The sequence below is a fragment of the Thermodesulfobacteriota bacterium genome, assembly GCA_036397855.1.
GTDB lineage: Bacteria > Desulfobacterota_D > UBA1144 > Nemesobacterales > CSP1-2 > DASWID01.
The window spans coordinates 16485-28577 of record DASWID010000020.1 but is presented as its reverse complement, the minus strand read 5'-3'; the positions used below and the strand labels follow the sequence as shown (position 1 = coordinate 28577).

Here is a 12093-nt window from a genome sequence, read left to right as displayed (position 1 = left end):
TCTTAGGGAGATACGCAGTAATATATTGAGGGACATAGAGCTAAAGATGGTAGATCATATGGATGAGGTTCTAAGGGAGGCGATAGTATCAGAGGAGTCGGTACTGCATGAAGTAGTTGTGCCACCACCGACCACGATACCCTTTGCCGAAGATGTAAGGCCGAACGTAAGCCTATCATAGTAAATATAATATCTTTTCAAGCGACGGGATTATTCTTTACATATACACCGATGGTTTATGGATAGGTGTAAAATAATTTTTTGTGCTCAAACAGGTACACTCCATTACAATTGATGGTTCTTATGGAGAAGGTGGCGGGCAGATACTGAGAACCGCATTTGCACTTTCCGCGATAACTGGCATATCTTGTCGTGTCTTCAACATTAGAAAAAACCGCAGGAAGCCAGGGCTAAGACTTCAGCATCTCATCGGCATTCGTAACCTAAAAAAGCTCTGTAATGGTAAATTGGAGGGAGACTACTTACACTCGCAAGAAGTTTCTTTTCGACCCGGCGAAATTAGGTCATCTACATTGAATGTAAAAATTGAAACAGCGGGGAGCATAACGCTTTTGTTACAGACTCTGCTCCTTCCGGCTTTTTTCGCTTCGGGACCGGTGAGAATCTATTTTCACGGTGGGGCTACCGATACCTTCTTTTCTCCCACAATGGATTACTATCGGTTTGTTTTCTTAAAGATATTGGGAAAATTAGGACTAAAGACAGATACTGAAATTATAATAAGGGGGTTTTATCCAAAAGGTAATGCTATGGTTACGGTTGACGTAATTCCTTGCAAGCCCAAACATTGGAATTGCCCAGACCATGGATCCCTTAATACAATTACAATTATTTCTGGTGCCTCAGAAACGTTGAAAAAAGCCCGAGTAGCGGAACGACAAGCTGAGGCGGCTGAAGAGTCATTAAAGGCACAGTTAAAGGCTCCAATCGAACGAAAAATTGAATATTACTCAACTCTATCAAGTGGTAGCCAGATTAACATCATAGGCGTATTCGAGGATTCAATAATCGGAAGTGATGCCCTTGGTCGACCCGGGAAAAGAGCTGAAAGGGTTGGGAAGGAAGTGGCTCTCCAATTCCTCAATGAAGTTAATTCAATGGCCTGTCTCGATAGATTTGCCTGCGATCAGATTCTTCCATATGTCTATTTAGCTGATGGGAATTCAATTTTTTCTGTCTCTGAAGTATCCGAGCATGCTAAGACTAATATATGGGTAATTGAGCAATTTCTCGATCGAAGTTCCACGGTTAACGAAAGCTTCTCAAACTCTATAATATCAATAGTCTAGTATTACTTACTTTTAATAAAAAGAATTCTAAAATGGGGTGAACATAAGCAGAGCATGTTACATCCAAGTAATGATCAGATTGCAGAAGTACTGGAACGGATCTCCGATTTACTAGAGGTTCAGGGCGGGAGTACATTTAGAGTCCGTGCATACCGTAAGGCTGCACGCACCGTTCGCGAAACCGAAGATCCTTTAGTTATTATCGTAGATCATGAGGGAATCGAGGGACTCGAGAAGCTGCCTAACATTGGTAAGAGTATTTCTTCGGTTATTCTGGAATTTATTTACAATGGGAGGGTTTCATTTTTGGAACGCTTAGAAGGTCAGGTATCACCTGAGGACCTCTTTACCACCGTTCCCGGAATTGGCGAAGTACTTGCAAGTAAGATACACCATGAGCTTAAAATAGATACATTGGAAGAACTCGAACTTGCAGCGAATGATGGGCGGCTGCAGGATTTAGGGGGTTTTGGGGAAAGGCGTGTTAGAGGAATTCGTAATACATTGGCGGCAATGTTAAGTCGTTCGGGACGTCGTCGGGCGAGAAGAGGACTGCGCTGGCTTGAAATGCATGACAAAGAAATCGAGGTTAATCAGCCGTCTGTGGGGCTAATTCTAAAGATTGACGACCAATATAGAGATAAAGCTGCTAGAGGCGAACTTAAAACAATTACACCTAGACGATTTAACCCCGAGAAGAAGGCATGGCTACCCGTTCTTCACAGTGACGAGGATGGTTGGTTATTCACTGCAATGTACTCCAATAGTGCTCGCGCACACGAACTCGGGAAGACTAAGGACTGGGTAATAATCTATTACGAAAGAGACGGGGATGAAAATCAGTGCACTGTGGTTACCGAACGTAGTGGTATTCTCAACGGATGGAGAGTAATAAGAGGTCGTGAATCGGAATGCTTAAGCTATTATAGAGAAAAAGTATCATAATCTCACATGAGAATTTAGTAATTCGAAGCGACCCTTTTCATTATTAGCCGCTGAAACATTAACCCGAGTTTACAAACGTACCAATATCAAACTCTTCTTTAATCATCTGCCGATACGATGTTGGCCCTAAAACGGTTGTTGGTCGGTTGTTTTAACGTTCACGGCACGGGGTCCTTTATTCCGTGAACTCTTTTGATTTTTCTCCACTTCAAACTCTACAGCCTGACCCTCAGTCAAAGAATCAAATTCCACGCCAATGACGCCACTCATATGAAAAAATATCTCTCTACTGTCCTCAGCCTTGATAAAGCCAAACCCTCTATTTTTAAATAGTCTCTTGATTGTTCCCTTCATGGCTTTGTGTATAAACCTCCCAATTTTGATTTTTAACGACTTACCAGTCAGATGGCGTCAGGCGTGATATAAAAGGAGGGCGGAGTAAAACTAATTCTGCTAAGTAAAGGCTGACGTTAGATATCTTAAACACTGTTATTCTTTGTACCTAGCTATACAATACATAACATTAAATGTTATGTCAATTAAAGCATCGGCTTTTCCTTTTGGACTCGATGCATTTTGCCTTTTATGCTCAATAATGAATAGATAAGACTATTTCACTGTGACATACAATACCTCTGTTTGAGAAGTTCTATAGAATTTTCCGTGGAGGCTAATCTCTTAATTAAATTCCTTTGTTTAATATTAAGAAAATAAGAATTCATAAAGGCAGTATTTAGATTGTTTATTGAGTCATCATGGCGTGAAGCGTTACCAGATGTGAGTGGTTGATCTTATCGAATTTCATCCTATATAACGATCGCTCCGTTATAACGATACCTGAGTTTCTCAGTTAGTCCTTCACGGTCAGCCTTTAATGCAACTGGTAGGTAGTCAAGTATGTCCTGAGCAGTTATTCCATCTTCTCCCCTATCTGTAGCCGCGAGGTCTCCTGAGAGGCCATGTATGAAAACTCCTTTTCTGACAGCGTCTTGAATATTAAGACCTAAACCATGCATGGCGGCAATCGTACCTGTAAGGACATCCCCAGAACCCGCTGTAGCCATTCCGGAATTCCCGCTCATATTAATAAATACTCTTTCATCTGGATACCCAATGAGCGAATGAGCACCTTTAAGGATAATGAAGGAATTAAGTTCCTTGGCAGTACTTTGTAGCACATCGATTTTGCTGGAATCAATTTCAGTTACGCTCATATTAGTAATCCGGGACATCTCTCCTAAATGAGGAGTTAGAATTGTTTCCTGCTTCCTTTTCTTAATTATTCCCAAATCCTTCGATAGAGCCGTAATTCCGTCGCCATCGATAATTAAGGGTTTGTTGATCTCTTTCGCCAGTTCCCTTGCCAGTTGCTGTGTTTCTTCATCAAGTGATATTCCTGGTCCGATTACGACTAAATCCATTTTTTCTGATAGGTCGAGCAATTCCTTTTTATTTTTGAGAGAGATACTGCCTGAGTGTGTCTCATTTTGCGGGATGAAAACAATCTCGCTTCCCTTGTTTGCTATAAATGGCGTTATTGATTTCGGAGATGCGAGGCGTGAATAACCTCCCCCTGCTTTTAGGAATGACAAAGCGGAAAAATATGGTGCCCCGAAGTAACTTGAAGCACCCGCAATAAACAGTGCTTCTCCAAAGTCTCCTTTATGACCTTTTTTATCTCTTAGGGGAAGTTTTGGAGTATCGTTTATTTCTATCTTCAGGGAATCGGAGTCGTATACTTCTGGGGGAAAGGATATGTATGACGCATATAATTTCCCACAGTGACCATAACCGGGGTAGAGAATATTTCCTATCTTGGGTAGACCGAATGTTACCGTATAATCTGCCACAACGGCGTTTCCCAAAATTGTTCCAGTATTCCCGTTAATTCCAGATGGAATGTCAACGCTAATCACGGTTTTTCTGGTCTCGTTAATCAAATCAATTACCTCTAGATATGTTCCATTGACTTCTCTCGTAAGGCCAGTACCAAACAATGCATCAACTATAGCATCGCAGTGTGCAACATCTGCTTTTATCGAATCAATGGATTCTAATTTCAGTATTTGTATTCCTATTTTAGAAATAATATCGAAGTTCTGTTTAGCCGCGCCCTTGAGTTTTCTCTTATCGCCCAGAATTATAACCTTAACTGAACCTCGATTTGAATGTAGTTTTCTGGCGACGACAAATCCGTCCCCTCCGTTGTTTCCAGCTCCGCAGAAAACAATAAATTTTTTGCCTTCTATCCCTAATTCGCTTAATATTACAAAGTAAACAGCCTCACCGGCGTTTTCCATTAATAGTTGTTCCGTAATTCCGAATTTTTCTGAGGCTTTCCTATCTAGCGCTCTCATTTCAGAAACTCTGGCTACTTTCATTTCTCACCTCTTATGCATTGTAGTTCCATGGAGTTCACATCGGATGATTGATTTATCATCTATTTAACGATAAATAAAGAGGCCAAAAAGAAGACGGCACTGGTCATAATGATCAATGGGCCAGCGGGTATGCCCGTAAACTGGTATCCCAATATACCCAATACGGCTGCTACACTGCCCAATAGCAATCCACCATAAGAGTATTGGAATAGGTTCTTACCTATGTTTTTACTGGTACTGGCTGGAATAGCTACAAGAGCAGCGACTAAAAGCCCACCCACGACCTTGACTCCAATAGCAACCACAAGGCCGATACAAACCAAGTATATAATGTTTAATCTATTTACGTTTAGTCCACTCACCTTGGCCATGTCTTCAGATATGCTGGCAAATATGATGTTTGTATAAATCTTTTTCGTCGCAAGGAAGATTATCATTGAAAGGCATATAGTAATCAATGTATCAAAAATAGTTATTCTTGAAATATCTCCTATCAAAGCCTTTATTGCTTCCTCTTCAGGGAGAAATAGGAATGCAATTGCCAGCGATGATGAAATAACGATAGCCGTTAGGGTTTCCATTGGTAGCTTAGTCCTCCTTTCAAATAACCAAATTAAGATAATACCAAGCGTCAAGAATATCAGCGCTCCAATGGAGATATCGAATCCATATATAAGAGCCAATGCAATACCCGGTAGCGCTAAGTGGCCTAGGGCATCTCCCACCAACGACATTCTCTTAGTAATCATCAGGGAACCCAGATACCCTGCTACACCGCAAATAAATATCCCAATAATCAAAGCTAAGAATAATTGCATTCTAGTTGCCTACGTGTGAGTGTTTATAAAATTCAATCCCTGTGCCGTAGAGCTTTTCCAATTGTTGTGGGGTTATCACCTCTTGGGGCTTGCCGTAACAAAAGTAGCTCTTGTTAAGACATAATACGCTATTGGCTTGCTCCCAAACTATATTTAAATCGTGTGTAATTAGTAAAATAGTCAAATTGTGCTCCTTCCAAAATACATGTAGAAGCGAATATATAGTTTCCTGTCCACCCAAATCAATTCCATAAGCGGGTTCGTCTAATAGAAGTACCTCAGGGTAGTCAACTAAACCCCATGCAATTAGCATCCTTTGAAATTCTCCCGTTGATAATGCGCCGAAGCCCTTTTTTAGGATCGATGGTTCCAGGCCTACTAGGTTTAGTGTTTGCGTGATTTGTCCATAATCAACCTTCTTGAACTTAAAGAAGTCTTCTAAAATCAGTGGAGGAAGGTCATTTCTATGAAGCAATTCTTGAGGTGGTATATAGCTAATTCTCTTGGTCTTCCACTCAACTTCTCCAGTGTAAGGTAAGAGACCCAGAATAGTCTTAAAAAGCGTTGTTTTACCGGCGCCATTGGGTCCCAATATTACTAAGACTTCTCCCCTGTTAACCTTGAAGCTGAGATCTTTGAGTATTTCTTCACCGTTAAGTGTTACATTCAGGTTCCTGACATTTAGAATTTCACTATCCATATGCTACCTAATTATTATTTGCAATTAAGACTAGCATAAAAAGATATATACTAAAATTAATTGTGGAATTTGTTTGAATTTAAATCTTCTTATTAAGGTTGGGAAGTTCTTGCGATGTTAAAAATATAATTTGAGACCAAAAAGCGAGAGTGGTCTTAGTTAAAGAGAAGAGTTCTTGCTTCGATTAGTTTCACACTCATAAATTTAAGAGAACTTTACCCAGACGCTGTTTGATCCGTAATATATTTTTGCTTTATAGGTAATAGGTTCAGGTTTAACTTGCGAATTCCCTGTCGCTTGCTACAGGATTCTTGGTTCAACAAATTGATTACGGTTCCAGATCCCACGCGCAGAGTTATTTCTTCAAGATTTCGCGTACGGCTAAGGAAGAAACCGGCGTTATCGATACTGTTGATTTTAACATTCCAGGCTCTAGGAACTTCACTATATTATCATAATTATCCGTCTCAATAATATAAATAATCGTATGGGAACCGTGCTCGATATAAACATTCTTTAGCTCGAGACCTTGGACATCCTCATTTATGAGAGTTTTTCTAAACCCGCCAAGGTCCTTGGGACAATCTTGAGGTTCGTGAACTTGATTTATTAAGAATTGCATTTTATATCCTCCCTGAAAATTGAGCTTTGTCTGTAACGAGTCACCATTTACACCTGACAGCAAAATTCATTCCAGTATAACTTACATTCTTCTAAACGGTCGGTACAAAGGTTAGAAGTCCCCGCATGTATTGCGATCTTTCGAAAGCAGAGGGATCTTCACAATTAATCTGACTCATGCTACCTTGCATCTGTTTTACTGATTCGTATTCATGCTCTTCCATCCAATCACGCATACCTTGCTCGATTATTTTGATTTGTTCAATTCCATGGCGTAAAAGTACTGAACAAAGCATAGTGACATTTGCACCGACCATAAGCATTTTTAACACATCCTGTGCTGTATGTATGCCGCTTGTTGCGGCCAAGTCCGCATTCACATGACCGTAGAGAATCGCAATCCATGTTAGAGGAAGCCGTAGAGCTTGCGGTGTACTCAGAATAATATTTGGGCGCACCTCTAACGTGTCGAGTTCAATGTCTGGCTGATAAAAACGATTAAATAGTACTAACGAGTCAGCTCCAGCCTGTGCAAAGTGCTTTGCCATATAAGCCATATTGGTGAAGAATGGACTCAGTTTCAGAGCTATCGGAATGTTAATCTCGGATTTTACTGACTTGACGATGTTTATATATGTATTCTCAACCTGTTCGGAAGTCAGATCCATGCTGGTTGGAATATAGTACAGGTTAAGCTCTAATGCATCTGCACCAGCGTTCTCTATTTCTTTCGCATAGTCCTTCAATCCTTCGACCGAAACTCCGTTGAGGCTGGCTATTATTGGAATGTCAACTGTCGTTTTTGCTTTCTGGACATGATCCAAGTAAACCTCTGGTCCAACGTGGAACTCAGCTGGCTCTGGAAAAAAGGTAAGTGCCTCGGCGAAGCTCTCGGTTGAATAGGTTAAGTGGTGATGTAGCTCATAGCGTTCCAACCGTAGCTGTTCTTCGAATAAAGAATGAAGCACTATGGCCGATGCACCTGCATCTTCCATACGCTTGATGTTGTCAATCTCCTCAGATAGTGGGGATGCTGATGGTACTAAGGGTGTGCGAAGTGTCATTCCTAAATAGTTTGTGCTCAAATCCATTGTCTTACCTCCTCACGCCTAAGGCAGTTTTCTATCGTTTATGTCTCCTGTTAATGCTTGATAGTAATCATCGTTGTTAATTTTCCCTTTTGGTCAAAGGTTCTCTTGCGGCTAGATATTCATAAAGTTTCCAGCGCGAGTTTACGTCATTCTGCACGTCCTTGAACAAGCGTTTTGCATCGGCTGGTCGAGTCTTCAGTAGCATTTTGAATCGATTTTCCATGTAGAGATAATCTTGGACCTTTATCTTAGGTTCAGTAGAGTCTAAATGTAGGGGATTTTCACCCTGTTTTGCACGCTCAGGATTAAATCTATATAGCAGCCACTGACCTGAATCAACAGCTGCCTTTTGATTTCGCATTGCCCTCGTCATATTAATTCCATGGGCAATGCAGTGGCTGTACGCGATAATAAGAGATGGACCTTCATAAGCTTCTGCCTCGATGAATGCCCTCAATGTGTGTTCGTCTCTTGCACCCATAGCAACACTTGCTACGTAAACATTCCCATATGTCATGGCTATTAAACCGAGGTCCTTTTTAGGAGCGGGTTTCCCTGCGGTGGCAAACTTTGCTACCGCCCCTCGAGGAGTTGCCTTCGACATCTGTCCTCCGGTATTGGAGTAGACTTCGGTATCAAGAACCAGTATATTAACGTCCTTTCCGCTTGCAAGTACATGGTCAACGCCACCGAAACCAATATCATAGGCCCAGCCGTCTCCGCCAATGATCCAAACGCTCTTTTTTACCAACATATCTGCCGTACTCAGGAGACAACGTGCTTCGCTAGTTTCGATGTCTTTGAGTTTTTTCTTTAAAGTGAAGACTCTTTTCCGTTGTTCGTAAATTTCTGCTTCGTTCTTTTGCTCAGCATTGAGGATTGAATATACGAGATTTTCCCCGATATATGGGGACAGCTTCTTCAAAAGCTCAGAAGCAAATTCCATTTGCTTCTCAATAGAGAGTCGGAATCCCAGTCCAAATTCAGCATTATCCTCAAACAGTGAATTGGACCAAGCCGGTCCTCTTCCCTCATTGTCTTGAGCCCATGGAGTGGTCGGGAGATTCCCTCCGTAAATGGAAGAACAACCGGTACTATTTGCTACAAGCAGCCGATCCCCGAATAGCTGGCTAATTAATTTTATGTAAGGTGTCTCTCCACAACCTGGACAGGCACTAGAGAATTCAAATAAGGGCTGTTGAACCTGTTGCTGGCGGAGACTTGTGTTGTGTAGGACGAGTCTATCTGCTTCTGGAATCGATAAAAAGAAATCCCAGTTTTTTCTTTCATCTTCGCGTAAGGGTGGTTGAGGATGCATATTGAGTGCTTTAATTCTGGTTTCAGTCTTGCTTTTCGCAGGACATATATCCACGCATATTCCACATCCTGTACAATCCTCAGGAGCTACTTGTATTGTATAGTTAATCCCCCTCCACACTTCGTCTCTTGCTATGGTTGATTTAAACGTGTTAGGGGCATCCTCGAGGTGTTTGGGATCATAGGCCTTTATACGAATAACCGCATGAGGGCATACAACAGAGCATTTGCCGCATTGAATGCATATTTCTGGCTCCCATACAGGGATTTCGGTCGCAAGGTTTCGCTTCTCCCATTTTGCGGTTCCGGTTGGGAACGTCCCGTCTGGGGGTAGAGCACTTACTGGAAGATCGTCTCCATTGCCTGTGATCATTTTGCCGAGGACTTCTCTAACAAATTGAGGGGCGTTTTCCGAAACTGGTGGTGGTATTTCAATCACGCTATCGACGATATCCGGCACCGTTACTTCAAATAGATTTTCTAGGGTGTTATCAACTGCTCTAAGGTTCATATTAACTATTTCGGCACCTTGCTTTCCATATGAATCGCATATTGATCTTCGAATTTCCTCCTGAGCTTTTTCTTCAGGGATAATCTTTGAAATGTTGAAGAAGCAAACTTGCATGACTGTGTTTATGCGTTTTCCAAGACCACTTTTTTTAGCTACTTTGTATGCATCGATTATGTAAAACTTGAGTTTTTTTTCAAAAATTTCACTTTGAATAGAACGAGGAAGCTTGTCCCATATTTCATCAGGACCATAAAAGGTGTTGAGGAGAAATACCCCCCCTGGAACTGCATGTTTTAAAATTTCGTAGCGTTCCAAGAACATGTGTTGATGACAGCCCACAAAATTTGCTTTTTCAATTAGGTAAGCTGAATGAATAGGACGTGGACCAAAGCGAAGGTGTGATACGGTGACAGCACCAGCTTTTCTCGAATCATAAACGAAGTATCCTTGTATGTAATAATCCGTGTGTCTTCCAATGATTTTTATTGAGTTTTTATTTGCGCCCACTGTCCCATCTGAGCCGAGGCCATAAAACAGGGCACGATAAACATCATCGGGTTCTACAGAGAATTCCGGACTGTAATCAATATTGGTATGAGTTAAGTCATCTCGTATACCAACTGTAAAATGGTTTTTGGGTCTTTCGGAAAGAGTATGCTCAAAAATCGACTTCACCATTGCGGGTGTAAATTCCTTTGAAGATAACCCATAACGACCGCCAATTACCTTAGGGAGGTTTTTTAGGTTTCCCCAACCATTGACTAAACCCTCATGAATTGCAGCAACTGAATCCAAATACAAAGGCTCTCCGGCACTTCCGGGCTCTTTCGTTCTATCGAGAATAGCTAATGTTGCTGTAGTAGAGGGGAGAGATTCTATGAAGCGCTTCTTGTCAAACGGACGATATAAACGTACCTTAACTAGCCCTACCCTACCTCCTATCCCATTGATATAATCCACAGTTTCACGTACTACTTCTGCCCCAGATCCCATAAGGACTATTACACTCTCTGCATCTGGCGCTCCATGGTATTCAAAGAGCTTATACGAGCGACCGATGAGTTTAGAAAAATTTTCCATCACCTCTTGAGTAATATCCGGGCAGTTAATATAGTATGTGTTAGCCCTTTCACGTGATTGAAAGAATATGTCTGGGTTTTCAGCAGTTCCACGAATCACAGGATGGTCAGGGGATAAGGCACGCTCTCTATGTTTAATAATAAGTTCTTCATGAATAATTGAGCGTAGATCGTCATCCGATAGCAGTTCCAGTTTCGAGATTTCATGAGAGGTTCGAAATCCATCGAAGAAGTGAATAAAAGGGATTCGGGAATCTAGTGTTGCAGCTTGAGCGATTAACGCAAAATCCATTGCCTCCTGCACCGAAGATGAACACAATTGGGCGAAACCAGTCTGGCGAGTGGCCATGACATCGCTATGATCGCAAAAAATAGAAAGAGCATGCCCCGCCACCGAACGAGTAGCAACGTGGAATACTGTAGAATTTAGTTCACCAGCAATCTTATACATGTTGGGAATCATAAGCAAAAGTCCCTGGGAAGCAGTAAAGGTAGTCGAGAGTGAGCCGGTCTGCAAAGCGCCGTGAACCGCACCTGCGGCGCCAGCTTCGCTTTGCATCTCTACTACCAGGGGAACAGTGCCCCAAATATTTGGCTTCCCTTCCGATGACCAAGAGTCTGACCATTCACCCATTGGGGAAGCCGGTGTAATGGGATAGATGGCAATAACCTCGTTCAATCGGTATGCAACGGAGGCTACGGCATGATTTCCATCTAAAGTTTCGAAGCTTCTTTCAATCATCTTTCTATGTCTGATTTTGCAATTTAAATGCCATATGAGTTTTTTTAATCTCCTAGTAACGTCACGGTAATTTCGATACCAAAAAACGCGGGACCATAATAGAAGCGACGTCCGATGTATGAAAATAGGACAATGATTATGGAGGGCTTTACGATATCATTTATTCATGCCGGGACGAAATCTGTGAAGGACTTCAGCTATAAGATATATTCCCATAATTAACTAAAATGTCTCATATGATTAATTCTTTTTAGACATTTCTTATCACAGCTTGGTGCACAACCAAAAATAGAACAGTATGTCACGTCAACAAAGGGAGAATCGTGTCTAAAAGCACTCCTTGTCGCCTCCACATTGGCATTCCTTCCAGTAATAGGGCATCGAACTGTTACATTCTCTGTGATTTCATCAAAAAAGAATTCCATGTGAGGAGCGAGTTTACCTCTTAACTTTACCTTTTTGTCATCGGAGGCTTCATCATGAGGATCCTCGTTCAATACCTCATCAAAATACCACTCCATGCGTCTATTTGATCTATAGCCTTCATCCGATTTCGATTTTGTCATCATATTTTATAG

At 41.6% G+C, this 12093-nt stretch carries 11 protein-coding genes; 3 read left to right on the top strand and 8 right to left on the bottom strand.

The genetic code is table 11. The features are described 5' to 3' along the window. The 3 genes from VGA95_01465 to VGA95_01455 form a co-directional block, all read left to right on the top strand. Window positions 1-181 (top strand): hypothetical protein (locus VGA95_01465; GenBank protein ID HEX9665206.1); only part of this gene is annotated, 181 nt, incomplete at its 5' end. 82 nt (window positions 182-263) lie between these two features. Further along, window positions 264-1310: an RNA 3'-terminal phosphate cyclase gene (rtcA, locus tag VGA95_01460; GenBank protein ID HEX9665205.1), complete on the top strand. Its 1047-nt coding sequence runs from the start codon at window positions 264-266 to the stop codon at window positions 1308-1310. Between the two features lie 54 nt (window positions 1311-1364). Continuing rightward, on the top strand, window positions 1365-2255 hold the full coding sequence (locus tag VGA95_01455) for a helix-hairpin-helix domain-containing protein (protein ID HEX9665204.1): 891 nt from the start codon (window positions 1365-1367) through the stop codon (window positions 2253-2255). 126 nt (window positions 2256-2381) lie between these two features. On the opposite strand, the gene VGA95_01450 is transcribed toward VGA95_01455, so the two are convergent. The 8 genes from VGA95_01450 to VGA95_01415 form a co-directional block, all read right to left on the bottom strand. After that, window positions 2382-2609: a cold shock domain-containing protein gene (locus VGA95_01450; GenBank protein ID HEX9665203.1), complete on the bottom strand. Its 228-nt coding sequence runs from the start codon at window positions 2607-2609 to the stop codon at window positions 2382-2384. A gap of 452 nt (window positions 2610-3061) precedes the next feature. Further along, window positions 3062-4636, bottom strand: a complete 1575-nt coding sequence (locus tag VGA95_01445; GenBank protein ID HEX9665202.1) for an NAD(P)H-hydrate dehydratase — start codon at window positions 4634-4636, stop codon at window positions 3062-3064. Window positions 4637-4695: 59 nt separating this feature from the next. Continuing rightward, complete coding sequence (locus VGA95_01440; protein HEX9665201.1) at window positions 4696-5454, bottom strand: metal ABC transporter permease; 759 nt, start codon at window positions 5452-5454, stop codon at window positions 4696-4698. Between the two features lies 1 nt (window position 5455). Then, window positions 5456-6154, bottom strand: a complete 699-nt coding sequence (locus tag VGA95_01435) for a metal ABC transporter ATP-binding protein (GenBank protein ID HEX9665200.1) — start codon at window positions 6152-6154, stop codon at window positions 5456-5458. A 355-nt stretch (window positions 6155-6509) separates the two neighbouring features. Continuing rightward, on the bottom strand, window positions 6510-6776 hold the full coding sequence (locus VGA95_01430; GenBank protein HEX9665199.1) for a hypothetical protein: 267 nt from the start codon (window positions 6774-6776) through the stop codon (window positions 6510-6512). 91 nt (window positions 6777-6867) lie between these two features. Next, window positions 6868-7866, bottom strand: coding sequence for a dihydroorotate dehydrogenase-like protein (locus VGA95_01425; protein ID HEX9665198.1), 999 nt, complete (start codon window positions 7864-7866; stop codon window positions 6868-6870). A gap of 76 nt (window positions 7867-7942) precedes the next feature. After that, on the bottom strand, window positions 7943-11515 hold the full coding sequence (gene nifJ / locus VGA95_01420) for a pyruvate:ferredoxin (flavodoxin) oxidoreductase (protein HEX9665197.1): 3573 nt from the start codon (window positions 11513-11515) through the stop codon (window positions 7943-7945). 218 nt (window positions 11516-11733) lie between these two features. Continuing rightward, complete coding sequence (locus VGA95_01415) at window positions 11734-12084, bottom strand: hypothetical protein (GenBank protein HEX9665196.1); 351 nt, start codon at window positions 12082-12084, stop codon at window positions 11734-11736. Window positions 12085-12093: the final 9 nt, after the last annotated feature.

What these genes read in the sequence shown, in the direction of transcription:
- VGA95_01450 (HEX9665203.1), bottom strand. Translation starts at nt 2,609, where the DNA reads ATGAAGGGAACAATCAAGAGACTATTTAAAAATAGAGGGTTTGGCTTT.
- VGA95_01435 (HEX9665200.1), bottom strand. Translation starts at nt 6,154, where the DNA reads ATGGATAGTGAAATTCTAAATGTCAGGAACCTGAATGTAACACTTAAC.
- VGA95_01430 (HEX9665199.1), bottom strand. Translation starts at nt 6,776, where the DNA reads ATGCAATTCTTAATAAATCAAGTTCACGAACCTCAAGATTGTCCCAAG.
- VGA95_01425 (HEX9665198.1), bottom strand. Translation starts at nt 7,866, where the DNA reads ATGGATTTGAGCACAAACTATTTAGGAATGACACTTCGCACACCCTTA.
- VGA95_01445 (HEX9665202.1), bottom strand. Translation starts at nt 4,636, where the DNA reads ATGAAAGTAGCCAGAGTTTCTGAAATGAGAGCGCTAGATAGGAAAGCC.
- VGA95_01455 (HEX9665204.1), top strand. Translation starts at nt 1,365, where the DNA reads ATGTTACATCCAAGTAATGATCAGATTGCAGAAGTACTGGAACGGATC.
- VGA95_01415 (HEX9665196.1), bottom strand. Translation starts at nt 12,084, where the DNA reads ATGATGACAAAATCGAAATCGGATGAAGGCTATAGATCAAATAGACGC.
- VGA95_01440 (HEX9665201.1), bottom strand. Translation starts at nt 5,454, where the DNA reads ATGCAATTATTCTTAGCTTTGATTATTGGGATATTTATTTGCGGTGTA.
- nifJ (HEX9665197.1), bottom strand. Translation starts at nt 11,515, where the DNA reads ATGATTGAAAGAAGCTTCGAAACTTTAGATGGAAATCATGCCGTAGCC.